21 protein-coding genes, 2 tRNA genes and 1 pseudogene are annotated in these 24597 nt (G+C 54.5%); 17 read left to right on the top strand and 7 right to left on the bottom strand.

Annotated features, from left to right (window positions below; all coding sequences use genetic code 11):
* Positions 1-538, bottom strand: a 538-nt coding sequence (locus ADICEAN_RS01915) for a hypothetical protein (RefSeq protein WP_040395951.1), incomplete at its 3' end; no start/stop codon positions are given.
* 386 nt (positions 539-924) lie between these two features.
* Between ADICEAN_RS01915 and ADICEAN_RS01910 the strand changes: the two genes are divergently transcribed.
* Together ADICEAN_RS01910 and ADICEAN_RS01905 are read left to right on the top strand one after the other, a co-directional pair.
* On the top strand, positions 925-1935 hold the full coding sequence (locus ADICEAN_RS01910; protein ID WP_009193815.1) for an NAD(P)/FAD-dependent oxidoreductase: 1011 nt from the start codon (positions 925-927) through the stop codon (positions 1933-1935).
* 1 nt (position 1936) lies between these two features.
* Positions 1937-2260 carry a 2Fe-2S iron-sulfur cluster-binding protein gene (locus ADICEAN_RS01905; RefSeq protein ID WP_009193814.1) on the top strand — a complete coding sequence of 108 codons (324 nt, stop codon included), beginning with the start codon at positions 1937-1939 and terminating at the stop codon, positions 2258-2260.
* 172 nt (positions 2261-2432) lie between these two features.
* On the opposite strand, the gene ADICEAN_RS20830 is transcribed toward ADICEAN_RS01905, so the two are convergent.
* Together ADICEAN_RS20830 and ADICEAN_RS20825 are read right to left on the bottom strand one after the other, a co-directional pair.
* A complete protein-coding gene (locus tag ADICEAN_RS20830) occupies positions 2433-3269 on the bottom strand; it encodes a DUF2490 domain-containing protein (RefSeq protein WP_009193813.1) in 837 nt (278 codons plus the stop codon).
* Between the two features lie 181 nt (positions 3270-3450).
* On the bottom strand, positions 3451-5916 hold the full coding sequence (locus ADICEAN_RS20825) for a PAS domain-containing sensor histidine kinase (RefSeq protein WP_009193812.1): 2466 nt from the start codon (positions 5914-5916) through the stop codon (positions 3451-3453).
* A 330-nt stretch (positions 5917-6246) separates the two neighbouring features.
* Between ADICEAN_RS20825 and ADICEAN_RS01890 the strand changes: the two genes are divergently transcribed.
* On the top strand, positions 6247-8091 hold the full coding sequence (locus tag ADICEAN_RS01890) for a glycoside hydrolase family 15 protein (protein WP_040395963.1): 1845 nt from the start codon (positions 6247-6249) through the stop codon (positions 8089-8091).
* The gene (locus tag ADICEAN_RS01885) at positions 8088-8900 is read left to right on the top strand and encodes a glucose 1-dehydrogenase (RefSeq protein ID WP_009193810.1); all 813 of its coding nucleotides are present in this window, start codon (positions 8088-8090) and stop codon (positions 8898-8900) included. The genes ADICEAN_RS01890 and ADICEAN_RS01885 overlap by 4 nt, the downstream gene beginning before the upstream one ends.
* A gap of 16 nt (positions 8901-8916) precedes the next feature.
* Here ADICEAN_RS01885 and ADICEAN_RS01880 read toward each other — a convergent pair whose 3' ends face one another.
* Positions 8917-10914 carry a monovalent cation:proton antiporter family protein gene (locus ADICEAN_RS01880; protein ID WP_009193809.1) on the bottom strand — a complete coding sequence of 666 codons (1998 nt, stop codon included), beginning with the start codon at positions 10912-10914 and terminating at the stop codon, positions 8917-8919.
* A 402-nt stretch (positions 10915-11316) separates the two neighbouring features.
* On the opposite strand from ADICEAN_RS01880, the gene ADICEAN_RS01875 reads away from it, so the two are divergent.
* The 11 genes and pseudogenes from ADICEAN_RS01875 to ADICEAN_RS01825 all read left to right on the top strand — a co-directional run bounded on the left by ADICEAN_RS01875 (position 11317) and on the right by ADICEAN_RS01825 (position 21331).
* The gene (locus tag ADICEAN_RS01875) at positions 11317-12330 is read left to right on the top strand and encodes an SDR family oxidoreductase (RefSeq protein WP_040395962.1); all 1014 of its coding nucleotides are present in this window, start codon (positions 11317-11319) and stop codon (positions 12328-12330) included.
* Between the two features lie 17 nt (positions 12331-12347).
* Positions 12348-12818, top strand: coding sequence for a vitamin K epoxide reductase family protein (locus ADICEAN_RS01870; RefSeq protein ID WP_236612850.1), 471 nt, complete (start codon positions 12348-12350; stop codon positions 12816-12818).
* A gap of 35 nt (positions 12819-12853) precedes the next feature.
* Complete coding sequence (locus ADICEAN_RS01865) at positions 12854-13333, top strand: hypothetical protein (protein WP_009193806.1); 480 nt, start codon at positions 12854-12856, stop codon at positions 13331-13333.
* Between the two features lie 89 nt (positions 13334-13422).
* A complete protein-coding gene (locus ADICEAN_RS01860) occupies positions 13423-14544 on the top strand; it encodes a tetratricopeptide repeat protein (RefSeq protein WP_009193805.1) in 1122 nt (373 codons plus the stop codon).
* A 5-nt stretch (positions 14545-14549) separates the two neighbouring features.
* Positions 14550-16489, top strand: a pseudogene (thrS, locus tag ADICEAN_RS01855) (threonine--tRNA ligase).
* 144 nt (positions 16490-16633) lie between these two features.
* Complete coding sequence (infC, locus tag ADICEAN_RS01850) at positions 16634-17179, top strand: translation initiation factor IF-3 (protein WP_009193802.1); 546 nt, start codon at positions 16634-16636, stop codon at positions 17177-17179.
* A gap of 24 nt (positions 17180-17203) precedes the next feature.
* Positions 17204-17398 (top strand): 50S ribosomal protein L35, encoded by a 195-nt coding sequence (gene rpmI, locus ADICEAN_RS01845; RefSeq protein WP_009193801.1) that lies wholly within the window; start codon positions 17204-17206, stop codon positions 17396-17398.
* 97 nt (positions 17399-17495) lie between these two features.
* A complete protein-coding gene (rplT, locus tag ADICEAN_RS01840) occupies positions 17496-17840 on the top strand; it encodes a 50S ribosomal protein L20 (protein WP_009193800.1) in 345 nt (114 codons plus the stop codon).
* A 235-nt stretch (positions 17841-18075) separates the two neighbouring features.
* A complete protein-coding gene (locus ADICEAN_RS01835) occupies positions 18076-18642 on the top strand; it encodes a helix-turn-helix domain-containing protein (protein WP_009193799.1) in 567 nt (188 codons plus the stop codon).
* 98 nt (positions 18643-18740) lie between these two features.
* Positions 18741-20966, top strand: coding sequence for a heavy metal translocating P-type ATPase (locus ADICEAN_RS01830; RefSeq protein ID WP_009193798.1), 2226 nt, complete (start codon positions 18741-18743; stop codon positions 20964-20966).
* Between the two features lie 155 nt (positions 20967-21121).
* Positions 21122-21331, top strand: coding sequence for a heavy-metal-associated domain-containing protein (locus tag ADICEAN_RS01825; RefSeq protein ID WP_009193797.1), 210 nt, complete (start codon positions 21122-21124; stop codon positions 21329-21331).
* A gap of 54 nt (positions 21332-21385) precedes the next feature.
* On the opposite strand, the gene ADICEAN_RS01820 is transcribed toward ADICEAN_RS01825, so the two are convergent.
* Positions 21386-21468 (bottom strand) — tRNA-Tyr (locus ADICEAN_RS01820).
* A gap of 140 nt (positions 21469-21608) precedes the next feature.
* Positions 21609-23264: an amidohydrolase gene (locus ADICEAN_RS01815; RefSeq protein ID WP_009193796.1), complete on the bottom strand. Its 1656-nt coding sequence runs from the start codon at positions 23262-23264 to the stop codon at positions 21609-21611.
* A gap of 44 nt (positions 23265-23308) precedes the next feature.
* Here ADICEAN_RS01815 and ADICEAN_RS20820 point away from each other — a divergent pair, with 44 nt between their 5' ends.
* Entirely contained in the window at positions 23309-23647 is a 339-nt protein-coding gene (locus tag ADICEAN_RS20820; RefSeq protein WP_009193795.1) for a gamma-glutamylcyclotransferase family protein, read from the top strand.
* A gap of 193 nt (positions 23648-23840) precedes the next feature.
* On the opposite strand, the gene ADICEAN_RS01805 is transcribed toward ADICEAN_RS20820, so the two are convergent.
* Positions 23841-23914: transfer RNA gene (locus tag ADICEAN_RS01805), tRNA-Met, on the bottom strand.
* Between the two features lie 229 nt (positions 23915-24143).
* Here ADICEAN_RS01805 and ADICEAN_RS01800 point away from each other — a divergent pair.
* Positions 24144-24548, top strand: a complete 405-nt coding sequence (locus ADICEAN_RS01800; protein ID WP_009193794.1) for an START-like domain-containing protein — start codon at positions 24144-24146, stop codon at positions 24546-24548.
* The last annotated feature ends 49 nt before the right edge of the window (positions 24549-24597 follow it).

Here is a 24597-nt window from a genome sequence, read left to right as displayed (position 1 = left end):
AACTTCGTTCATTGCCCACCTGAATATCGGCACTGGTGCTGGTATAGCCCAGGGTGCCCTCAAGGGCTACATTACTGGCAACAAAGTGGGCATAGCCTACGCCCAGTCCCCATACAAAGGAGAATACGGCATCTTCATCGCTGCCCCTTAGTGAGCTGCCGCCAAGCCCCACGAGGGCTTCGCCAAACCAGCGTCCGCTGGAGCGGGACCCTTCCGGGATATAATAACGGCCAAAGGGGGTGATGCCCCAGCTAAAGAGTTCGCCGCCATCATAAAAGGTGAGGCCCAGCTGGGTCTGCGCACCAAGCAAGGCATTGTCGCTTACAAAATAGCCAGCCCGGGGCATGATCTCAAACTGGAAGGTCTCAGACTTGAAATTATAACCAAGGTTGCCAACGCTGGTACCAATCAGCCAGTTTCTGGCTTGAATGGCTTCAATGGCTCCATCGGATGAAAGCTGCGGTCGGGTAGAGGGTTGTGCAAGGGCACAAATTGTACTAAATACTAAAAAAACAAGGGGTAACAGTAAACGTTTCATATCAATCTTTTTAAGTGAAAAAAATGCTTTTCCCTACTATAGGCTACGGCTCAGAGGGGCTGGGGTTATGCAAAAAGAGATAGAGCAGAGAATGCTCATTTTTTGTACAAAAGCAATGTTGAAGCATTCGTTCAACAACTCCTCTACTGGTTGAACAGGAAGCGCGTGCTGGAAAAATCCTGCTTGAGACGTGCACTAAATTTATGAAGGCTGACGTTGTCAGCTGGCCCAACAAGGAACAAATACCCCTGTTTTTAGGGTTGTCAGAGAGGAATTTTCAAGCAAAAGGAGATGGTTTGCCCATTTGTATCTCTCCAAAGGCTGTGTAAGCAGCCTTGCTGTTCTATATTTGCATCTCCAAAATACTTTTATATATAGCTATACTCATGTCCGTAATCCAAACCGATATATGTGTGATTGGCGCAGGCCCTGTAGGCCTGTTTGCCGTGTTTGAAGCAGGGCTTCTAAAAATGCGCTGCCATGTGGTAGATGCGCTTCCGGCAGTGGGAGGGCAGCTTACCGAGATCTATCCCAAGAAACCCATCTATGATATCCCCGGATTTCCGCATATTCTGGCGGGCGATCTGGTAAAAAACCTGGAGCAGCAGATTGCGCCCTTTCACCCGGGCTTTACCCTGGGCGAGCGGGTAGATGAGCTGCAGCGGCAGGAGGATGGTTCTTTTATTGTAAGTACCTCAGAAGGTACCCGCATAGCCTGCAAGGCCGTAGCCATAGCCGGTGGGCTGGGCTCCTTTGAGCCCCGCAAGCCGGTCATTCCCCAGCTGGAGGCCTTTGAAGGCCGGGGAATCGACTATATGGTGAAAGACCCCGAGAAATACAGGGGCAAACGCCTGGTGCTGGCCGGTGGCGGCGACTCCGCCCTGGACTGGACCATTTTTCTGGCCGAAGTAGCCAGTGAACTCAGCCTGGTGCACCGGGGCAGCTCCTTCCGCGGCGCGCCCGAATCGGCCGATAAGGTGGCCAGCCTGGCAGCTGAGGGCAAGATCAACCTGGTTCTGAACGCCAATGTGGTGGAGGTACATGGCCGGGAGGCTCTGGAGGCAGTGATCGTGCAGCCTGATAAGGGCGAGTCGCAGGCACAGGCGGCCGACTATTTTATCCCGCTCTTCGGGCTGGTGCCCAAGCTGGGGCCCATTGACCAATGGGGGCTGGAGCTGGAGAAGAATGCTCTGGTGGTGAATACCTTTGATTACAGTACCAATATTCCTGGCGTTTATGCCATTGGAGATATCAATACCTATCCCGGCAAGCTTAAACTGATCCTTTGCGGCTTCCATGAGGCGGCCCTGATGGCTCAGAGCGCCTATAAACTGGTGTATCCCGATAAAAAATTCACCCTAAAATATACCACCGTAAACGGCATACAGGAGCTCTAAGATGGAAAACAGCATACGATTGATTGTACGCCAGGAGGGAGGGCAGCAGCTGGAGCTGGATGCCCCTACAGATATGGGCTTAACGGTTATGGAAGTGCTGAAGGCACATGAGCTGGAGGTACAGGCCATGTGTGGCGGCATGGCCATTTGTGCCACCTGCCATGTAGAGGTACTGGAAAGCCCCCAGCTGCCCGAACCGGGCGATGATGAAGTGTACATGCTGGAGTCGCTGCCGCATGCCACTGCCGCCAGCCGGCTCTCCTGCCAGCTGCGTGTAACACCGGACCTGGATGGCCTGGTGGTACGCATTATGCCCGAAGCCTGAGCATTGAGGATTCGCTTATTTAGCAGACTAGGTACTTGATGCCGTGCGATAAGCTCAGGAATTTGATACCACCTAAAAAAAACAGCCCGGAAGCTTATTTCCGGGCTGTTTTGGTGATAGAGGAACAGTACTACAGGCAGACCCTACGGCCTGCCATCAGCACTTACCTGCTTCATCGTCTGAAGCTGGTGAGCCTGCGGGTCTGGGCGGGTTTGCTGGTAGAGCCTGTTGGCTCAGAGGGTTTGCGGTACAGATCAAGATTATAGAAGAGCGAAACGTTGAGCGTGGGATTTTGCTCATACTGGATGCCGTTTGGCTTGCGGATCAGCTGGCTCATATAGCCGGCCTGCACATTTGCCATGGGGCTGAACTGGTAGCCCAGGCCCAGGTAAATCCGGTTCTGCTGCAGGTTGCGTACCAGAAAATCGGTGTCCAGGTTCAGAAACACCTCATCCCAGAAGGCAGCAAAGAGTTGTTGCTGAGGCCGGGCGGCGGGAGTAAACAGGGGCAGGCGGGCAAAGATCCGGTAGCGAAACCGCTGGGCATAGTCGGTGCCGCTGATGTCCCAGCCGCCCTCGGAATTGGGCACCGTGCTGCCGATCCAGCGCTGCTCCAGGCGGTAGCGATGGGTTAGTCCTGCCTTGCCAAGGCCATGGCGCAGCAGCAGGTGTTGCCACAGCTGGTTTTCGGGAATGATGGTACGCACCGGCTGATCGCCATAGGGGTAGGTTTTCATGTGGCTGTAGCCAAGGGCCACATCCAGGTTGGGGTGCAGGCGGTAGTTAAGCGCAGGCCGCAGAATGTACTGCTGCCAGTCTTTGACCAGATCGGCCCGGCGCAGGTGCAGCTCGGTGCTCAGGTACCATTTGGGCGAAAAGCGGTACTCATTCATGATCAGCAACCAGCCATTGGTGCTGTGGGCTACTTCTTTTGGGCTTTGCTGGGCACTGGCACTGGCGCCCCAAAGGAGGAGCAGGCCCAGCAGCCCACAAATTCTCTTCCGAATCATGTATACGTGGGTAAGGGGTATAGCGCAAAAAGGCCTTACAGCCATCAGGCCGTCAGGGGTGGCTGCCTGCTGCACAGCGATTTAAGGAGGTGTCAGCCGCTGACAGGAGCCGCTGCAAAGGTAGGGGGATAGCAGCAAAATCTCTGGGGCAGGCAAGATATTCCGCCAGAATGTATGAAAATCAGGCCGGGAAGTACACACAGAAGCGGCTGCCTTGCCCTTCCTGGCTCTGGGCTTCTACCCGACCGCCGGCATTTTCGATGATGCGTTTCACCAGGTAGAGGCCGATGCCCGAGCCCCGTACATGGCTGTGAAATCGCTTGAACATGGAGAAGAGCTTTTTCTGATTGGCCGCATTGATGCCCAGGCCATTGTCTTCCACACTCAGCACAATGTGGTTCTCGTGCCGGTAGGTCTGGATGCGAATCACCAGGGGTACATCAGGCTTGCGGTACTTGATGGCATTGCTGAGCAGGTTGTAGAGAATGCTGCGCAAATTGTGCGGGGCAAACTCCAGGCTGGGCACCTGCAGCTCGGTTTCCAGCCTGGCGCCGGATTCCTCCAGCAGGCCGGCCACATCCTGTTTCACTTCCTGCAGGATCTGGTCAATGGACAGCAGCTCCCGCTGCTCATCCTCCTTCTGAATACGGGTAATGTCGGTTAGGCCGTCGATGGTTCGTTTCAGGCGGCTGATGGAGGTGGTCATCATGTTCAGCAGCTGGCCGTTTTGGGCCTCCAACTGCTGGGCCAGGTTGCGCTGCAGCATGCTGATGAGGCCCTCCAGGTTTACAATGGGCGAGCGCAGGTCATGGGAGGCGGTGTAGATAAAGTTATCCAGATCAGTATTGGTGCGCTGCAGCTCCTGGTGGCTTTGCTGCAGCTCTTCTTCGGCCCGCTTGCGCTCGCTGATGTCGGTCATGATGCCCACAATGCGGATGGGTTCTTTTTGCTCATTGTAGTAGACCTTGCCCATGATGGCGGCCCAGCTGCTGTTCCCATCCCGCTGCAGGATGCGCGCTTCAAAGGCCATACTGCCCTTTTTGAGGCCTTTGGCAAATTCCTTTTCTACCAGGGAGCGGTGCTCGGGATGAATGTGGTTGAGATAGTCGGCAAAAGACCAGGCCAGGCTGGGGCTGTCATAGCCATAAAGCTGATGAAAGAGCAGCGAGTTGGTTGAGGTATCGGTCTTGGGGTCATAATCCCAGATCCCCATCTGGCCGGCCTCCAGCGCCATGGAGAGTTTTTCTTCGCTCTGCTCGGTCTGCCGGCGGGCCTCTACCTGTTCGGTTACATCCACCCCATACAGAATTACGCCCTCTGTTTCGCCGGAGGGGTTCATGTAGGGGCTGTAGGTAAAGTTAAAATAGGCCTGATGCAGCTGTCCGTTGTTGTGGCGGTCGATTTGGCCGGGAAATTCCCGTAGGCTAATGGTTTTGCCGCTGCTGAGTACTTCATCCAGGATCTCAAAATACCCCTGGCCTTCCAACTCGGGCCAGGCCTCGCGCATGGGCAGGCCCAGCACCTGGCGGCCACCCCACAGGCGGGAAAATGCCTCGTTGTACAGCACCACCGACCCCTCTTTGCCGGATACTATGCCAATAAGGCCCGGCACCTGCATAAAGAGTTTGTAGAGCCACTGGCGCTGGTACTCCAGCTGCTCGGTGCGCTGGTGCACCCGTTCTTCCAGCCGGGCATTCAGCTCCTGCAGCTGCCTGCGTGTTTTTTCCAGTTCCTCATTGCTGGCCCGCAGCTCTTCTACCGTGGCGGTAAGCTCGTCTTTTTGCTGCTGCAGCTCCTGTTGCTTCAGCCGGAGGGCATCTTCCTGCTCCTTGCGCAGGCTGATATCATGCACCACCGACAGCCCCCCCTGTAACTCGCCCCGGCTGCTGAACAGGGGGATCGTATGCACATCGTAAAAGCCTTTTTTTCGCCGGAAGGGGCGGTTCTGCAGGTAGATCTGCTCGCCCTTCAGCACCTTTAAAAAAGACTTGCCTTCTTCAGATTCTTCATAGCCCGGAAAAACCTCAAAGATCTTTTTGCCCACCACATCGGCTTCCTTAACGCCATTGTGCTCTTCCAGCACCTTGTTAAGGGCCAGAATGCGCAAATCTTTGTCAAAGGCAATGATGCCATCCACACTATTGCTGATCACCGACTCAAAGAGGTTCCGCTCCCGGCGCAGCACTTCTTGCTGTACTTCTTGGTAAACTTCAAACGTACGCTGGTTAAGCAGCGTCAGAAAACCATCATAATCCTCCATGATGCGGATCCCCTCCTGCAAATCAGTGGTATAAAGATGCAGGTGCTGGCGGTAGAGCTTTCGCCGGGCACTGATGGTGAGTACTATATCGGACGTAACGATGCTTTCCCGCCTGAAATGCTGATGCTGGTTCTGGCGCCATTGGTCCAGCACCTGTTGGGCTCCTTCCAGGGCGGTATTCTGCTGCACACGCTGCAGAAAATCTTCTATAGATGCACGGGCAATAGCGATCTGCTGCTCTTCACTCAGGTGGGCTACTGCACTCAGCAGGGGGGCATTTGCTTTACACAGGAGCTGGTAATAGTACCGGGCCAGGGCCGGAAGATGATTGTTTAACAAATACCGGGCAAAGTCCTTGAAATAGGTAAACGTATAGGTGGTTTGCATGCCGAATGTAGAAGAAAATGCACTCGCATACCCAAATACGTAAAATGTAGGAGAAATGCCCATGGAAAATGCGATTTTCCCGCAATATTAATCCGTTAAGGCTGGCCGGAACCCTGAATCACCCCCTTATTCCCTCATGCCTTACCCCCAGGTCTGCCCCCCTACAGGCCAGTCTACAGCAGATTGTGCCCTAACGTTGTGAACAAGTAAGAGGGGGCGGAGTTTCTTCAGAACAAGTGCGCAGCAAAAGGGGGCAGCAGCCGGCTACTTTGCTGTATGATACAGGCAATGCCCCCCATGCAGGCATCCCCATGGCTAATCTTTCCCATCATGAATGACTATCTCCCAATTGAAGATTATGGCCTGATTGGCAACCTGCATACCACGGCGCTGGTCTCCAAAACGGGTTCCATCGATTTTCTGCCCTTTACCCGCTTTGATTCGCCCACCATTTTTGCTGCCCTGCTGGACCGGCAAAAAGGCGGACACTGGCAGATCAGTCCCAATGGCGAGCCGTACGACAGCAAGCAAATGTACCTGCCCGAAACCGGCATTCTGCTTACCCGCTTTTATACCCGGGGGGGCATTGCCGAGCTTACCGATTTTCTGCCCATCAAGCAGAAAGAAAAACGCTTTTCCCTTGTCCGAACCCTTAAGATCATTAAAGGCGAGCTGCGCATTAAAATGGAGTGCCTGCCCCGCTTCGATTATGCCCGCAGCCTGCCCATTATGGAGCAGCAGCCCGATAGCATACATGTGCAGTGTGTGGATAAAAAAGGACTCAGGTTTCGGCTACTGAGCAATCGGGAACTGCAGTTGCAGCACCACAGCATTACTGGCGAATGGGTGCTGCAGCAGGGAGAGCTGCTGTCGTTTGTACTGGAATCGCGCACCAAAAAAGCCAGGTTGTATGAAAAAGAAGAGCTGGATGCCTATACCCAGCGGGCCTTTCTGGAAACGGTGCATTACTGGCGCAACTGGGTGGAACAATCAACTTATACCGGCCGCTGGCGGGAAATGGTGCTGCGCTCCGCCATTACCTTAAAAATGCTCACCTCCTATACCTACGGGTCTACCGTAGCGGCAGCTACCTTTGGCCTGCCCGAATATGTGGGCTACTCCCGCAACTGGGATTATCGCTTTACCTGGATCCGCGATTCGGCCTTTACCATGTACGCCTTCCTGAGCCTGGGCTTTACCCAGGAGGCCCGGCAGTACATTCGCTGGGTGATGGACCGCATTGAGCACATGGCAGATGCCTCTGAGCTGCAGCTGATGTATGCCGTAGACGGCGCCTGTAAGCTGGAGGAAGTGGAGCTTGACCACCTGGAGGGCTACAAGGGATCGCGCCCGGTGCGGGTGGGCAATGCGGCCTACAAGCAGTTTCAGCTGGATATTTATGGGGAACTGATTGATACCATTTACCTCTATAACATGCATGGCGGGCCCATTACCTATGAGTTCTGGAAGTATGTGGCCATGCTCATAGACCATGTGACCACCATCTGGCAAACCGACGACCATGGCATCTGGGAGGTGCGCAATGAGGAGCGTGATTTTCTCTCCTCCAAGGTCATGGCCTGGGTAGCGCTGGAGAGGGGAATTCAGATTGCCGATTACCGCTCGTTTCCGGCCCCGCTGGACAAATGGCGCAAGGTGCGGGACGAGATTTACCTCCATATCTATACTGAGTACTGGAATGAAGAGGTGCAGGCCTTTGTGCAGTACAAAGGGGCCAGCCTGGTAGATGCCTCGGCCCTGCTGATGCCGCTAATGCGCATGTTTAGCCCGGCGGAGCCCCGTTGGGTAGCTACCCTGGCGGCCATAGAGCGGGAGCTGGTAACCGATTCACTGGTGTACCGCTATAGCCTTGAAAATGGCGCCAGCGATGGGCTGGACGGACCCGAGGGCACCTTTAGTATCTGTTCGTTCTGGTACATTGAGTGCCTCTCCAAAGCCGGTAGGGTAGAAGAAGCCCGCCTGCTGTTTGAAAAGCTGCTGAGCTATGCCAACCACCTGGGCCTCTACTCCGAGCAGATTGGCCTGCAGGGCCAGCAGCTGGGCAACTTTCCGCAGGCCTTTACCCACCTTTCCCTGATCAGCGCCGCCCTGCAGCTGAACCGGGACCTTTCCGCAAAGCCGGGCGATTACACCACAAATGATCAATATGTATGAAACCAGCCATCCCTGAACTACTAACGGGCCAGACCGCTCTGATCACAGGAGCCTCCTCCGGCATTGGGCAGGCCATTGCCATTGCCATGGCCCAGGCCGGTGCCAGGGTGGTCATCAATTTCCACTCCGATGAAGAAGGAGCGGAGAAGACCCGTCAGGTGGTAGAAAAAGCAGGCCGGAAAGCCCTGGTCATACAGGCCGATGTAGGCAGCGAAGAGGAGGTGAAAAAGATGGTTGCAGACGCTATAGATGCCTTCGGCTCCCTGGATATACTGGTAAATAATGCCGGCATCCAGAAAGATGCCCCCCTATCCGACATGAGCCTGAAAGAGTGGCAACAGGTGTTGGATACCAACCTGACCGGCGCTTTTCTCTGTGCCCGGGAAGCCGCCATACACTTCAAAAAGCAGGGACTGCGGGAGGAGCACTCGCTTGCGGCCGGCAAGATCCTGTTCATCAGCTCGGTGCATGATATCATTCCCTGGGCGGGCAGGGCCAATTACACCGCCGCCAAAGGGGGACTGATGATGCTGATGAAATCCCTGGCGCAGGAGCTTGCCCGGGACCGCATTCGGGTAAACAGCATCTCGCCCGGCGCCATCAAAACGGCCATCAATGAGCAGGAGTGGAGCCAGGAGGAGGGCAAAAAGAAAATGCTGGAGCAGATTCCCTACGGCCGCATCGGCGATCCCGAAGACATTGCCCGGGCTGCCATCTGGCTGGTATCTGACCAGGCCGACTACATTACAGGCGCCACCCTGTATGTAGACGGCGGCATGACGCTGTACCCCTCTTTTTTGGGTGATTAGGGGACTGAAAAGGGGTTCACATCTTCAGGTATTTGCTGAAGGCCGCAATGTTTTCCTGCTGGCCAAAAACGTAGAGCACATCATCCTGCTCTACCGTTTGGGCAGGGGTGATCTGGGTTTCAAAATGATTGCCCCGTTTGATGGCCAGTAGGGTGATGCCAAAGTTTTTGCGCAGCTCCGAGTCTGCCACCGTTTTGCCCACGATCTTGTTGGTTCCCTGTTTCACCTCCAGCACGCTGATGCTTACATTGGGCAGGTTAAGGGTGAGGTGCTCAGGCAGGCCGTTGAGGGCATGCTGAGCCCGCAGCATTTCATAATTTTGGGAACGCACATGCGTGGCAAAGGCATGGATCTGCTCATTGGGTACCAGATACTTATTAAGCACCCGGGTGAAGATCTCAATAGAGGTCTCAAACTCTTCCGGTATGATCTCATTAGCTCCAAGGCGCAGGTTTTCCTCTATCTCGCTCACAAAGCGGGTGCGCACAATGATGTAAATGGAGGGATTGAACTGGCGAATATGTACCACAATGTTTTTGGTAGCCAGGGGGTCTGAAATGGCAACCACCACCACCCGCGCTTCATGTACATGGGCATGGTGCAGGATCACCTCCTGAGCTGCATCGCCATAGATAATGGGCTCCCCCTCGTTTTTTACAGCTTTTACCGTATCGGGATTAAGCTCTACGATCACATAGGGAATTTTTGCGCTGCGGGCCGCCCGGGCAACATTTTTCCCATTTACCCCATACCCCACAATCACAATATGATCGTGCAGGCTATCGGCCCCTGAAAGGGCTGTTTCCTGCTTGCTGCGCCGCTCCAGCCGCTGGCGCACGCGCGCCGACAAGGTACGCTTCAGCAAAAAGCTGGTAATAGCGCCCCCCTTGGCAATAACAAAGGGGGTAGCTGCCATGCTCAGAATAGATATGGCCAGAAAATACTGGTAATTGGTATCTGCCAGCAGTCCGTGCTGCAGGCCTACGGTTGATAAAAGAAAGGCAAATTCACCCACCTGAAAAAGGGTAAGCGCCGTTAGCAGCACAATGCGGGGCGGGTAGCGCAGGACCAGCACCGATAGGGAAACTACCAGGATCTTGAGCACAATCACCCCCAGGCTCAGCAGCAGTACCATGGGCAGGTGCGCCAGCAGAAAGCTCAGGTCCATCAGCATGCCGATGGATACAAAAAAGAAGCTGATAAAGATTTCCCGGAAGGGGAGAATATTGGCCGTAGCCTGGTGGCTGTAGTCGGACTCTGAGATGATCAGCCCCGCAAAGAAAGCCCCCAGCGCCAGCGACAGGCCAACCGAAGAGGTAAGCCAGGCTGTTGCAAAACACAGCACTATGATGGTGAGAATAAACAACTCCTGGCTGCGGGTCTTCACCACCAGGTTCAGGATCACCGGCACCACATAGCGGGCAAAGGCAATGATAAGACTCACTACCCCTATTACCTTAGCCAGCAGAATGAGCAGCGTAGTAGAAACATTTTCGGTTTGCCCGGCCATGATGGGGGTAAGCAGCATCATGGGCACTACAATTAGATCCTGGTAGATCAGAATGGCCACCGCAATGCGGCCATGAGGGGCGGTGATCTCTCCTTTGGCCTGCAGCAGTTTCAGCACTATGGCCGTGCTGCTGAGCGAGAGTAAAAAGCCCATAAAAACCGCCTGCCCCCAGTCCATTCCCATGAGTTTGGTGAGCAAAGCCGTTGCCAGAATGGTGCCCAAAACCTGCAGGCTTCCGCCCCAGAATACGGTTTTCTTGATAGTGGAGAGCCCTTTGAGGGAAAACTCAATGCCAATGACAAACAGCAGAAAAATAACCCCTATCTCGGCCAGCATCTCTACCTCGTGGCGGGCGCGGATCAGGCTCAGGCCATGGGGGCCGGCAATTAGGCCGGTCAGCAGAAACCCCAGAATGGAGGGCATCTTCAGTTTCTGAAAGATGAGGATGATCAGGACGGCAAGCCCCAGAATGATTACAATGTCCTGTAAAATCGGAAACTCCATGAAAAAATGCGTCTTGGATGTAGCGCTTTAAAAATAGGAAAAGCTCTCTTACCATTCCTACCTGGCTGGTGATACCGGCAGTATTTTTTAGAGGCTGACCACCGCTGTTGCCTGCCGCACCAGATAGGGGCAGTGCATAACCCTCTATAAAGATAGCGCCTTTCCCTTCACTTTGTATGTGGCAGGGGCCATTCGGCAGCTGTCAATTTGGGCATGCCCTGGCAATACATGGGTACGTTTGCCGATACAGGCCGCCAGCTACCCCTGCCGTTTTTACAACCATTCCGGGCCTACGCTGTTAGAGTAGGCAGGTACCGGCTGTAGCAGGTTCTGCATCGGATGAGCAGGAGCATGCAGCTGCGGCCTGAATTTTTTAAACCTGAGCAAATGCTCAAAACACCTATGGAAATAACTACGAAGCAAGCAAAAAAAGGAGTGGTGGTGATTACCGGCGCCTCTGCCGGAGTAGGGCGTGCAACGGCGCGCCTGTTTGGCAGAAAGGGCTATGATGTGGCCCTGTTAGCCAGAGGAGAGGAAGCCCTGGAGGCCGCCAAAAAAGAAATTGAAGCCCTGGGCCAGAAGGCCCGCTGGTACAAGGTAGATGTGGCCGACGCCCAGGCAGTAGAAGAAGCTGCTGAAAAGATCGAGCAGGAACTGGGCCCCATAGAAGTATGGGTCAACAATGCCATGAATTCCGTTTTCAGCCCGGTTAAGGACATGAAGCCTGAGGAGTACAAACGCGTAACCGACGTTACCTACCTGGGTCAGGTGTATGGCACGCTCTCCGCCCTTAAGCGCATGCGCAGCCGCAACAGGGGCTCTATTGTATTTGTAGGCTCGGCCCTGGCCTATAGGGGTATCCCGCTGCAGTCGGCCTATTGCGGCGCCAAGCATGCCATTCAGGGCTTCTTCGATTCGCTGCGCACCGAACTGCTACACGATGATAGCCCCATTTCCATTAGCATGGTGGAGCTGCCCGCCCTCAATACTACTCAGTTTGGTTTTGTAAAAAACCGCCTGCCCAACCGGCCTCGCCCCATGGGTAAGATCTACCAGCCGGAGGTTGCCGCCGATGCCATACTGTTTGCCGCCGAGCACAAACGGCGGGAAGTGCTGGTGGGCTTTCCCACCGTGCAGGCCATTGTTGGCAATAAGCTGGCGCCCTGGTTTGCCGATTGGGTACTTTCCCGTACCGGCATAAAAGGACAGCAGACACAGCAGCCCAAAGATCCCAACCAAAAGCACAACCTCTGGGAGCCGGTACCGGGTGTCCATGGCGCCCATGGCGAATTTGGCGAAAAGGCCCACGAGCACAGCACCCAGTTGTGGATCTCCAAGCATAAGCCTGAGCTGCTGGCCGGGCTCCTGCTGCTGGGCGGGCTGCTTACCGGCGGCCTGCTCATGACCAGGCGCTAACCCAATCCCCCATGGCCATGAACCCGGTACAGCATATCCGAAACGCAAGTGGCTCTGCAGCCCGGCATCGCAGAACCATTGCCCTGCTCAGCGCCCTTGGGGTGCTGGATTTTATTCCTATTTCGCTCTACCAGCTGGGGGTGATCCGCCACCTGCCCGATCCCCCTTCCGCCCTCTTCGATTCCGATGCAGTCAATGCCTCTGAGGAGGCCCGGATCCTGGGATTGCCCGATGGCCCCATCAGCCTGGCATTATATGCTGCCTCTATAGGCCTGGCCGGGGCCGCACTTGCCCGCAACACATCTCGCTCCAGGCTCGATGTTCTGCTGGGGGGGCTATTGCTGGGCCAGGCTGCAGGGGGAGTCTTTTACCTCTACAACATGGCCACAGTGCAGAAAAAAGTATGCCTGTACTGTGTAGCTGGAGCCTTTATCAATGTTGCCTCCCTGATTCCCCTTTCCAGACTGCTGCGCCAAAGGGGTACATAAGCAAGTGAACTGAACCTACATCAAATACCGCAGATATGAGAACCATAAAAAAAATTGGAGCAGCCGGCGATAGCCTGGCCCTTCACCTGGGAAGAGGCCTGCTGGCCGGGCTGCTGGGTACGGTAGCCATAACCGCCGCCCAGCTGCTGGAAATGAAAATCACCGGCAGGGAAAGCAGTGATGCCCCTGCCGAAGCTGCTGAAAAAGTGCTGGACATTGAACCACAGAGCAAGGCCTCAAAAGAAAGCATGAACAACCTGGTGCATGTTGCCTATGGTACTGGCTGGGGCCTCTTCAGAGGCGGTTTAGATGCGCTGGGCATCCGTGGCCTGCCCGCAACCACCCTGCACTGGCTGGCCATCTGGGGAGCCGCTGCCTATATGCTGCCCAAGCTTGGCCTGGCAAAGCCCATCACCAGGTGGAGTGGGGAGGAGATCCTGACCGATGGCCTCAACCATGCGGTGTATGCTGCCGCTGCCGGCTCAGCTTATGACGGGCTCCGCAAGGCAGGTTGATTCATCTCATTTCCTACAGATGCACCTGCCAGAAAGGATTTTCAGAGCCGATGGCGAACTTTCCGCCTGCCTGTGTTATTTTTAGGGAAATGAATAAACTAGTTCTCACCCATAGCCTGATCATTGCGCTTGTGCTGGGCCTGGCATCCTGCAGACCGGAAGAGACCGGCGAGAAAATGTATGCCCAGCCTGTGTATACCGCTGACTATCACCAGACGGCCCTCAAGGCCATTGGCCAGACCATAGAGCAGTATCCGTCCAATCCCGACGGCTACTACCAAAAGGCACGGATTCTGGAAGCCATGGGCAACAGCAACAATGCCATTCTAAACCTGAAGCGTGCCGTAAAGCTGGATTCTTCCAATGCCCTCTACCATAAGGAGCTGGCGCGCCTGTTTCTGGCTACCGGCAAGCACCGCCGTGCCGAAGAGTCCATCCAGTTTGCCTGGCAGCTGGGTGATCGGACGGCCAGCGCCTATACCATTATGGCCCAGGTAAATGCCCAGCAGGGTTTTTATCCCCAGGCCATGAATTATCTTAACAAAGCCCTGGAGGCAGAGCCCCGCAACAGCCAGCTGATCTTTGAAAAAGGGAAGCTCTATATGACCCAGGGCGATACTGCCCGGGCAAAAACCCATCTGGAAGACAACCTGGGGCTGCTGGAGGGTCAGCCAGAGCTCTATACCATCCTTTCGGCCATTTACCGCTCAGAGAAAAACTACCGGCAGGCGCTGCGGTACCTGAGCAAAAGCATGGCACTGCAGCCCGAAGATGAAGCGCTGCCGCTACAGGCGGTGGCCCTGCTTATGGAGGCACGCATGCCCGACAGTGCCCAGGTGGTACTGCATCAGATCCAGCAACAAAGGGGAGAGAAACCCGACATCGCGCTGATGATCGCCCGCCTGCACCTGGACCAAAACCGTACCGATTCGGCCGAATATTATTTTAACCGTACCCTGGCACTTGACAGCCGTTCGAAAGAGGCTTACTTTTGGCTCGGCAAGCTGTATGATCGCAAACGGCAGTACTATACCGCCCGGGAGCAGTACCGCAATGCCCTTCTGATCGACACTACCTATCTGGAGGCCCGTCAGGCCCTGGTGGTGGTAGACAAAACCCTGGAGAACATAGCCCGCTGGAAAGCCCGGCAGGCCGAGATAAACAGTTTGCCGGAAGCAAATACGGTAAAACCCAAAACAGTAGACGAGTAGGCCGAATGGAACAAATCAACATAACACTGCCTGATGGTAGTGTACGCCAGTACCCCAAAGGGAGCTCTGGCCTGGATGTCGCCTTAAGCATCAGTGAGGGCCTGGCCCGCAATGTGCTGGCCGCCAAGGTAAACGGCCAGGTATGGGACGCCACCCGCCCCATAGAGGAAGATGCCCAGCTGCAGCTACTCACCTGGAACGATACCGAGGGCAAAGGCGCCTTCTGGCACTCCAGCGCTCACCTGCTGGCCGAAGCCCTGGAAGCCCTCTATCCGGGCGTGAAGTTTGGCATTGGCCCCAACATTGAACAGGGATTTTACTATGATGTGGACCTGGGCGAGCAAACCCTGGGCGAAACCGATCTGGCCACTATAGAGCAGAAAATGGCCGAACTGGCCAAACAAAAAAGCGAGTATAGCCGCCGGGCCATGAGCAAGGCTGAGGCAGTTCAGTATTTTCAGGAGAAGAACGACGAGTACAAGCTTGAGCTCCTGGAAGGCCTGGAAGACGGTACCATCACCTTCTATCAGCAGGGTAATTTTACCGACCTTTGCCGCGGGCCGCACATTCCCCATACCGGTTTTATCAAAGCCATCAAGCTGCTGAACGTAGCCGGAGCCTACTGGCGCGGTGACGAAAAGCGCAAGCAGCTTACCCGCATCTACGGCATTAGCTTCCCCAAGGCGGGTGAATTGCAGGAGTACCTGAAGATGATCGAAGAGGCCAAAAAGCGGGATCACCGCAAGCTGGGCCGGGAACTGGAGCTGTTTACCTTCAGCGAAAAGGTAGGCATGGGCCTGCCCCTCTGGCTGCCCAAAGGTACCATGCTGCGGGAGCGCCTGGAGCAGTTCATGCGCAAAGCCCAGCGCCGGGCGGGTTACGATCAGGTGGTCACCCCCCATATTGGCAACAAAGAGCTCTATGTGACCAGCGGCCACTACGAGAAGTACGGGGCAGACTCCTTTCAGTCTATCAAGACCCCCAATGAAGGGGAGGAGTTTTTCCTCAAACCCATGAACTGCCCGCACCACTGTGAGATCTACAAAGCCAAGCCCCGCAGCTACAAAGACCTGCCGGTGCGCCTTGCCGAGTTTGGCACCGTGTACCGTTATGAGCAGAGCGGCGAGCTGCATGGCTTAACGCGGGTGCGGGGCTTTACCCAGGACGATGCCCACATCTTCTGCCGGCCCGATCAGGTAAAGGATGAATTCAAGAAGGTGATCGATCTGGTGCTCTATACCTTTAGTGCGCTGGGCTTTGAGAACTATACCGCCCAGATAAGCCTGCGCGACCCCAATAACAAGCAAAAGTACATTGGTAAGGACGAGCAGTGGGAGCGGGCGCAGCTGGATATTATAGAAGCCGCTCAGGAAAAGGGACTCAACACCGTGCAGGTAGAAGGCGAAGCCGCCTTTTATGGTCCCAAGCTGGACTTTATGGTGCGCGATGCCCTGAACCGCAGCTGGCAGCTGGGAACCATACAGGTAGACTATAACCTGCCCGAGCGCTTTCAGCTGGAGTACGCCGGCGCCGATAACCAGAAGCACCGCCCGGTGATGATCCACCGGGCGCCTTTTGGCTCTATGGAGCGCTTTGTGGCCGTACTTATCGAGCACTGTGGCGGCAACTTCCCGCTCTGGCTCTCGCCCGATCAGGTAGCCGTACTGCCCATCAGCGAAAATATGCCGATTACGCCAATGAAGTGCTGCAGCTGCTGCAGGAGCACGAGATCCGCGGCTCGGTAGACCACCGTGATGAGAAGATCGGCCGCAAGATCCGCGATGCAGAGGTGCAGAAAGTACCCTTTATGCTGATAGTGGGCGAAAAAGAGCAGGAGCAGCGCCAGGTGGCCGTACGCCGCCATGGCCAGGGCGACCAGGGCAGTGTTTCGCTGCAGGCCTTCGTTGATCAGTTTAAGGAAGAAATATCAGAATATTTAGGCTGATCCTAAACAAAATCCGGAGCAGGCCTATTAGTACATACTGAAAATTAACGTATATTTGCGCTTCAAATCCGGTATTTGTAGCGTATAATACCGTTTATGGTTTTTGTTTTACCATAAAAACAGGAGGTACACATCAGAAGACCCATGCGCAGTAACTTTAGGGTGCGCGAAGAAGAGCCCTATAAAGTTAACAACAAGATCAAAGCACCCCAGGTGCGGGTAGTAGGAGAGAACATCGAACCAGGTGTTTATCCCGTTCAGCAGGCCATTAAGATGGCCGAAGAGCAGGGCTTGGACCTGGTAGAGATCTCAGGCAAAGCAGATCCCCCTGTTTGCCGTATCATTGACTATTCAAAGTTCAAGTACGAGCAAAAGAAAAAGCAGAAGGAGATCAAGGCCAATGCCGCCAAGACCGTAGTGAAGGAGATTCGCTTCGGCCCTAATACCGACGACCATGATTTCGAGTTCAAGCTCAAGCACGCCAAGACCTTTATGGAAGAAGGTGCCAAGGTAAAAGCCTATGTGCACTTTGTGGGACGAAGCATTGTGTTTAAGGAACGTGGTGAGATCTTGCTTCTCAAGTTTGCCCAGGCCCTGGAGGATCTGGCCAAAGTAGAGCAGCTTCCAAAACTGGAAGGTAAGCGGATGTTTCTGATGTTATCGCCCAAGGCGCCGCCCAAGAAAAAGTAACCGATACTGTTAAATAATAGAAGAATGCCTAAAGTAAAAACGAACGCGGGAGCGAAGAAGCGTTTTAAGCTTACAGGTACTGGTAAAGTTAAGCGCAAGCATGCGTTTAAAAACCACATCCTGACCAAGAAATCGACCAAGCGCAAGCGTGGTCTGGTGAAAATGGCTCTTGTGAGCAAATCAGACATGAACCGCGTAAGCGATCTGCTGAATATCTAAATCAATTAAAGGTTAACCCCTGTTTACCGGGCTCAAGGTTGTTACAACACGCAAGGCTTCATCACCGAAGCGCCCATAGCCAAAAACAACACGTACTATGCCAAGATCAGTAAATCACGTAGCATCAAAAGCTAGAAGGAAGAAAATCCTTAAGGCCGCCAGAGGATACTTTGGCCGCCGTAAAAACGTTTGGACCGTAGCCAAAAACACCGTAGAGCGTGGCTGGGCCTTTGCCTACCGCGACCGTAAGGTGAAAAAACGCGAGTTCCGTCAGCTGTGGATCCAGCGTATCAACGCCGGCGCCCGCGAAAACGGCCTCTCGTATTCTCAGCTGATGGGTAGCCTGAAGGCCGCCAACATCACCCTGAACCGCAAGGTACTGGCCGACCTGGCCATGAACCATCCGGAAGCGTTTACCGCTATTGTGTCCAAAGTAAAATAAATCACCTGTAGGTATCGGTTATTTAAAACTCCGCAGCGCAAGTTGCGGAGTTTTTGTGTTTATGAGAAATAAACAATGGACGATGGACAATAGATGATAGAGGCAAGTCTAACGTCTTAGCCTGAGGCCTGTTCGCTATGCACTGGCCCCTTTAAGCTCCTACCTTTAAGTCCATATCCATTGTCTAGTGTCCATAGTCTTTCGTCCAATGTCCATTATCCAAAGGCCATTTTCCATGACCACACTCCACATTAAAAACATGGTTTGTAACCGCTGCATCAAAGTAGTGCGGGAGGTTGCCGAGCAGCTGGGCTTTACCGTAGACCAGATCGGCCTGGGCGAGCTGCAGGTAAAGGAAGTACTGCAGGACGCCCAAAAAGAGCAACTGGCTGCCCTGCTGCTGGCCGATGGCTTTGAGCTGTTGGATGATCGCAAAGCCACCCTGGTGGAGAAAATCAAGGGGGTGATCATACGGGAAGTGCACCACAACCAACAGCGCCGGCACCAGAACCTCTCAGTCCTTATTGCTGATGAACTCCATATGGACTATAGCTATCTGAGTAACCTGTTTTCTTCGCTGGAGGGCACCACCATTGAAAAATATACCATTCTGCAGCGCATCGAAAAGGTAAAGGAACTGCTGGTCTATGATGAGCTAACCCTTAGTGAAATAGCCTGGCAGCTGGGCTACAGCAGCGTGCACCACCTGTCGGCCCAATTCAAAAAGGTGACCGGCCTTACCCCCAGCCATTTCAAAAAGATTGGCGAAAACCGCCGCAAGCCGTTGGATGGACTGCAGTAAAGAATCCTGTACACCCTTTCCAGAATTGTGTACAGCGGCAGGGGGCTCAACTGCGTATTTTTGTATATAGATTTTTTTGGTACAAGACCCTAAAACACATGGAAACGCTCACACCACATACACGGGTTAAAAAGCTGCTGCCCGTCACAGGCATGACCTGCGCCGGCTGTGCGGCCAGTGTGGAATCTACGCTGCAGACACAGGCAGGGGTGGCTGCTGCCACCGTCAACTACGCAACCCAGCAGGTGGCTGTGGAGTTTGATCCGCAACAGGTCAGTCTGCAGGAGCTTCAGCTGGCGGTACAGGATGTGGGCTATGATATGATCATCGCCGAAGATAAGGGAGAGGAACTGCAGGAAGAGGCGCATGCACACCACCTGCGGGACCTTCGCCGCAAGACCCTCTGGGCCATTGGCCTCTCGGTACCGGTGGTCATCATCGGGATGTTCCTGATGGACATGCCCTATGCCAACTGGATCATGCTGCTGCTGACAGCGCCGGTACTCTTCCTGTTTGGCCGCAACTTTTTTACCGGCGCCTACAAACAGGCCCGACACGGGCGTGCCAATATGGATACGCTGGTAGCCCTTAGTACAGGCATCGCTTTTCTTTTCAGCACCTTTAATACCCTGTTCCCCGAAGTGCTGCACCGGCAGGGGCTGCATCCGCATGTGTATTTTGAAGCCGCGGCAGTGATCGTAGCCTTTATTTTGCTGGGCAAGCTGCTGGAAGAGCGGGCCAAGGCGCATACCTCTACGGCTATCAAAAAACTCATGGGCCTTCAGCCCAAAACCGTGCGCCTGCTGGTGGATGGCCAGGAACGGGAGGTGCCCCTGGAAGATGTAGCCGTAGGGGATGCCATTCTGGTACGCCCGGGCGATAAGATCCCCGTTGATGGCCGGGTACAGGAGGGAAGCTCTTATGTAGATGAAAGCATGATCTCCGGAGAGCCCCTGCCGGTAGAAAAACGGGAAGAGGAACCCGTATTCGCCGGCACCCTTAATGGGAAAGGAAGCTTTGTGTTCCGGGCCGAAAAAGTGGGTGCCGATACCATGCTGGCGCAAATCGTGCGCATGGTGCAGCAGGCGCAGGGCAGTAAAGCCCCCGTGCAAAAGCTTGCCGACCGCATTGCCGGCATTTTTGTGCCAGTAGTGATTGGTATTGCCGTGCTGGCATTTGCCACCTGGCTGCTGGCAGGGGGTACGCTGGTGCAGGCGCTGCTGGCGCTGGTTACGGTGCTGGTGATTGCCTGTCCGTGCGCACTGGGACTTGCTACCCCTACCGCGCTGATGGTGGGCATGGGCCGCGGCGCCGAGGGGGGTATCCTCATCAAGGATGCCGAAAGTCTGGAAACCGCCTATAAAGTGAACGCCGTAGTGCTGGACAAGACCGGCACCATTACTCAGGGCAAGCCGCAGGTAACGGATGCGTATTGGCTGCGGTCGCAGGAGGCTCCCGTGCTGAAAGAGATCCTGATGGGATTAGAGCAGCGCTCCGAACACCCCCTGGCAGAGGCCATTGTCAGAAGCCTGCGGGAGGAAGGGGTAGAGGCCCTGCTGGTATCCGCCTTCGAGAGCATTACTGGCCGGGGTGCCACGGCCCGTCATGGCAGCGAACGCTACCTGGCCGGGAACCGGAAATTAATGATGGAAGAGGGGGTGTCGCTGGATGTCCAGCTGGAAGCCCATGCCAAAAAGCTGCGGGAAGAAGCCAAAACGGTGATTTATTTTGCCAATAGCCGCGAAGTGCTGGGGGTATTGGCCATTGCGGATGCCATAAAGGAAACCTCTGCTTCAGCCATTCAAAAGCTGCAAAATGAAGGCATAGAGGTGCACATGCTCACCGGCGACAATGCGCATACCGCTGCGGCCGTAGCCAGCAAGGTAGGGCTCAGTCATGTAAAGGCCGAGGTACTTCCCTCCGACAAGGCTGCTTATGTTGCCGAGCTGCAGCAACAGGGCAGGGTAGTGGCCATGGTAGGCGATGGCATCAACGATTCACAGGCGCTGGCCCAGGCCGATGTGAGCATTGCCATGGGCAAGGGATCGGATATTGCCATGGATGTGGCCAAAATGACCCTGATTTCTTCCGACCTCAACCACATCCCCAGGGCCCTGCGCCTATCCCGTCAGACCGTAAAAACCATCCGGCAAAACCTGTTCTGGGCCTTCATCTACAACCTGATCGGGATTCCCATTGCAGCGGGCCTATTGTACCCCTTTACCGGCTTCCTGCTCAACCCCATGCTGGCGGGTGCGGCCATGGCCCTGAGTTCCGTATCGGTGGTGCTCAACAGTCTGCGGCTAAAAAGCGTAAGGATTTAGAAGTTAGAAGTTAGAAGTTAGAAGTTAGAAGTTAGAAGTTAGACAATGGACAATAAATTTTAAACGGAAAAGTAAGGTTGCGGCCGGGAACCATTGGTAATAACCATTTTCCTCGCCGTCTCGATACTTACTACTCACTACTCAATACGAATACAATGAAAAAGATCCAATTCAAGACCAATATCAACTGCGGCAGCTGTGTTGCCAAGGTGACCCCCTTTATGCAGAAAGCCGAATCGGTAGAACAATGGAAAGTGGACACCGCCACTCGGGAAAAGATCCTGACTGTAGAGGGAGATGCTGTAAATGAAAAAGAAGTAGTCAAGGCCGTACAGGATGCCGGCTTTAAGATCGAGCGCCAGTAAAAGCCTGCCACACCTAAAACAAAAAAGACTGACAGCAGCTGTCAGTCTTTTTTGTGGGGAGAGAAGGATTCGAACCTTCGAAGTCGTAAGACAACGGATTTACAGTCCGTCCCATTTGGCCGCTCTGGAATCTCCCCATGGAGTACCCGGCATGGAGTGCCCGGCATGGAATGCCTTGAAGCGGTTGCAAAAGTAGCCTTTTTCACCAAAGTGCCAAAGCAGGGGAAGGGCTTTTTTAGTGGAAGTGAGCTAAGGGGCTAAAACACAAATGCTTACCTTAGTTAACTTTTTTTCCGGCCACTACGGTATGCAGCACCCGGGCATCACGCGTTTCCCGCTCGGCAACTTCCATAATGTCTTTTTCAAGCACCACAAAATCGGCCCATTTGCCAGCTTCCAGACTGCCTTTTTCTTCCTCCTCAAAGTTGGCATAAGCCGCCCAGATGGTCATGCCCCGCAGGGCCTGCTCCCGGCTCAGCTTGTTCTCAGGCTGAAAACCGCCTTCGGGCCAGCTTTTTTCATCCTGCCGGGCAATGGCGGCATAGAATCCCCACAGGGGGTTGATGTCTTCTACCGGAAAATCGCTACCCAGGGCTACAACACCGGTTTGCTTCAGCAAATCCTGGTAGGCGTAAGCTGTTTTTACGCGCTGCTGGCCCAGCCGGTCGGCAGCCCAGTACATATCCGAGGTGGCATGGGTGGGCTGAATGGAGGGGATCACCCGGTAGCGCTGGTATTTCTGCAGATCTTCTTTAGTCACCACCTGCGAGTGTTCGATGCGCCAGCGCCGGTCGTTGTCTTCTCCAAGTACCTGGGCATAGGTATCCAGCACCAGGCGGTTGGCCGAGTCGCCAATGCAGTGGGTGTTCATCTGAAAGCCATTGGCATGGAGTTTTTTGGCCATGTCGGCAAAATAGAAGGGCTGGCTTAGCAGCAGGCCGTGGTTATCCTGATCGTCAGAATAGGGGGCCAGCAGCAGGGCTCCGCGGCTGCCCAGGGCGCCATCGCTGTAGATCTTAAAGGACGTAACCGTAAGCCGTTCTTTTTTCAGCGGACCGCTCTCAAAATAGTGCAGCATATTCTCTTCTGTAGGATTGAGCATGGCATATACCCTGATCTGCAGGGCGCCCTCTTCCTGAAGGGAATCGATCAGGTGGATGGTGGAGCGGTCCAGGCCTGCATCGGCCACGCTGGTAAGGCCCACGGCAAACACGTTACGCTCGGCCTGCCGGAGCGCAGCGATCTGCTCCTGACGGTCCGGCTCCGGAATCTTGCTACTAACCAGGTCTACGGCATTATCGATCAGGAGGCCTGAGGGTTGACCGCCCTCCAGGCCAATCTTGCCGCCTTCTATGCGGCTGGCAGCTGTAATGCCTGCAAGCTGCAGTGCCCGGCCGTTGGCAATGGCGGCATGGCCATCTACCCGGGTGATGAATACCGGGATGTCGGGAAACAGCCTGTCCAGCTCGGCCCGAGTGGGAAATTCCTTCACCGGCCAGTCGTTCTGGTCCCAACCCCGCCCAAGCAGCCAGTCGGCCTGGGGGAACTGGCGCCGCTGCTCCTGCAGGCGTTGCAGCACTTCCTGCCAGGAGGATGCCCCTACCAGATCGGCTGTTTGCAGACCCAGACCGTAGCGGTAAAAATGGCAATGCGCATCGATAAAACCCGGATAGACCGCTTTCCCCTGCAGATTTACCAGACTATCAGATGTAAATCGTTTTTGGATGTCATCGGAGCTGCCGGTTGCCACAATACGGCCTTCGCGCACGGCCATGGCCTGGTGAACCGTAAAGCTGCTGTCTACGGTGTAAATGCGGCCATTGGTCAGGATATAGTCGACCGCCTGGGTCTGTTGTTCACTTTCGGGCAGTGAGGTGCAGCCCGCCAGCAGGGCAGCTGCCAGAATAGGCAGCGAAAAAAAACGCTTTTTCATGGATGGGAGTTGATCTTGCGGGAAAGATAAGACAGATTTAAGCAATGCACCAACTTTTCGTATACGGCACCCTGCGCAAAGGGGGTATTTCGCATCACCTGCTTAAGGGAGGAAAGGTGATGGCAGAAGGGGTTTGGCTGGAGGGCTTCAGGCTCTACAGCGCCGGCTGGTATCCGGTCGCCGTTCTGGCAGCAGGGGGGAGGATTCTGGGAGATTTGGTAAACGTCCCTGAAGTGCTTTGGCCAGCCCTTGATGCCTATGAAGGGGAGGAGTATGAGCGGGTGTATTTACAGAAGGAAGCGTACTGGATCTACCAGTATAAAGGTAACATTAACAACATGCCGCTGGTAGAGGGGGGTGATTGGCTGAAGTGGAAGAGATGAGCATAAAAAAAGCCCCTGCAAAGCAGAGGCTTAAAGTGTAGCGAGGACGAGAACGGTCCGCCGCGCGGTTGAACTCGTGACCTCAGGGTTATGAATCCTGCGCTCTAATCGACTGAGCGGCACCTTTCATAGATCTGTTACTCTTCCTAGTAACATAATAAAAAAAGCCCCTGCAAAGCAGAGGCTTAAAGTGTAGCGAGGACGAGAGTTGAACTCGTGACCTCAGGGTTATGAATCCTGCGCTCTAACCGACTGAGCTACCTCGCCAAAGGTTTTTTCGGTTGCCCAAAAGGTGCCAAGGACTAAGTGCCCTGGCCACTGGGAGAAGGGTAGAGCTGAAACTTGAACAGCGTATTAAACCCGTTTCCCTCAAATGGGAGTGCAAATATATAAAGACTCAAACGGTTTTTCCATACTCACAGGCTAAAAAAATTTGTTGCAGGGCTACACAAATCTTCCTATATTGATGGGCAGCCAATTCTTTCCCCTTTTTCCTATGGCTAAAAATTGCTTTGAGCACGAATATGAGATCAATGCCTCCCAGCGGATCTTGTACCCCTACCTAAATACCGCCGGTGGCTTGTCCCAGTGGTTTGCCGAAAATGTGACCATCGATTATGACAAGAACTTCAATTTTCATGTAGACGGCGAGGTGCACCGGGCCCGTATAGCCGCCACCCGCCGGGACCAGTTCATTCGCTTTGAGTACCTGCCGGAGAACGGCCATAAGACCGAAGGAGGGGACCTTGATTTTCTGGAGTTTCATCTGGAGAAAAACGATTTCACCGATTCTACCTTTCTGCGCATAAAAGAATGCTCCTCTGATGAAATGGATCCGGAAGAGCTGCGCGAGATCTGGGATGGCCTGGTGGGGCTTTTGCGGGAAATGGTCGGAGGCTAGGCAAAAAACCGGCAGCAGATAGATTTTTCTGCACCATTTTTGCGTTTCT

The organism is Cesiribacter andamanensis AMV16 (assembly GCF_000348925.1).
GTDB classification, from domain to species: domain Bacteria; phylum Bacteroidota; class Bacteroidia; order Cytophagales; family Cyclobacteriaceae; genus Cesiribacter; species Cesiribacter andamanensis.
The sequence above is the reverse complement of the archived record's forward strand: the minus strand, read 5'-3'. Positions and strand labels throughout refer to the sequence as shown.

Excerpts from the sequence above, each read along its gene's own strand:
- ADICEAN_RS01835 (WP_009193799.1), top strand. The coding sequence starts at position 18,076 with ATGACCACACTCCACATTAAAAACATGGTTTGTAACCGCTGCATCAAA.
- ADICEAN_RS01830 (WP_009193798.1), top strand. The coding sequence starts at position 18,741 with ATGGAAACGCTCACACCACATACACGGGTTAAAAAGCTGCTGCCCGTC.
- ADICEAN_RS01825 (WP_009193797.1), top strand. The coding sequence starts at position 21,122 with ATGAAAAAGATCCAATTCAAGACCAATATCAACTGCGGCAGCTGTGTT.
- ADICEAN_RS20825 (WP_009193812.1), bottom strand. The coding sequence starts at position 5,916 with ATGCAAACCACCTATACGTTTACCTATTTCAAGGACTTTGCCCGGTAT.
- ADICEAN_RS01880 (WP_009193809.1), bottom strand. The coding sequence starts at position 10,914 with ATGGAGTTTCCGATTTTACAGGACATTGTAATCATTCTGGGGCTTGCC.
- ADICEAN_RS01815 (WP_009193796.1), bottom strand. The coding sequence starts at position 23,264 with ATGAAAAAGCGTTTTTTTTCGCTGCCTATTCTGGCAGCTGCCCTGCTG.
- ADICEAN_RS01890 (WP_040395963.1), top strand. The coding sequence starts at position 6,247 with ATGAATGACTATCTCCCAATTGAAGATTATGGCCTGATTGGCAACCTG.
- ADICEAN_RS01860 (WP_009193805.1), top strand. The coding sequence starts at position 13,423 with ATGAATAAACTAGTTCTCACCCATAGCCTGATCATTGCGCTTGTGCTG.
- ADICEAN_RS01870 (WP_236612850.1), top strand. The coding sequence starts at position 12,348 with ATGAACCCGGTACAGCATATCCGAAACGCAAGTGGCTCTGCAGCCCGG.
- ADICEAN_RS20830 (WP_009193813.1), bottom strand. The coding sequence starts at position 3,269 with ATGATTCGGAAGAGAATTTGTGGGCTGCTGGGCCTGCTCCTCCTTTGG.
- ADICEAN_RS01875 (WP_040395962.1), top strand. The coding sequence starts at position 11,317 with ATGGAAATAACTACGAAGCAAGCAAAAAAAGGAGTGGTGGTGATTACC.
- ADICEAN_RS20820 (WP_009193795.1), top strand. The coding sequence starts at position 23,309 with ATGCACCAACTTTTCGTATACGGCACCCTGCGCAAAGGGGGTATTTCG.
- ADICEAN_RS01800 (WP_009193794.1), top strand. The coding sequence starts at position 24,144 with ATGGCTAAAAATTGCTTTGAGCACGAATATGAGATCAATGCCTCCCAG.
- ADICEAN_RS01885 (WP_009193810.1), top strand. The coding sequence starts at position 8,088 with ATGAAACCAGCCATCCCTGAACTACTAACGGGCCAGACCGCTCTGATC.
- ADICEAN_RS01910 (WP_009193815.1), top strand. The coding sequence starts at position 925 with ATGTCCGTAATCCAAACCGATATATGTGTGATTGGCGCAGGCCCTGTA.
- ADICEAN_RS01865 (WP_009193806.1), top strand. The coding sequence starts at position 12,854 with ATGAGAACCATAAAAAAAATTGGAGCAGCCGGCGATAGCCTGGCCCTT.
- rpmI (WP_009193801.1), top strand. The coding sequence starts at position 17,204 with ATGCCTAAAGTAAAAACGAACGCGGGAGCGAAGAAGCGTTTTAAGCTT.
- infC (WP_009193802.1), top strand. The coding sequence starts at position 16,634 with ATGCGCAGTAACTTTAGGGTGCGCGAAGAAGAGCCCTATAAAGTTAAC.
- ADICEAN_RS01905 (WP_009193814.1), top strand. The coding sequence starts at position 1,937 with ATGGAAAACAGCATACGATTGATTGTACGCCAGGAGGGAGGGCAGCAG.
- rplT (WP_009193800.1), top strand. The coding sequence starts at position 17,496 with ATGCCAAGATCAGTAAATCACGTAGCATCAAAAGCTAGAAGGAAGAAA.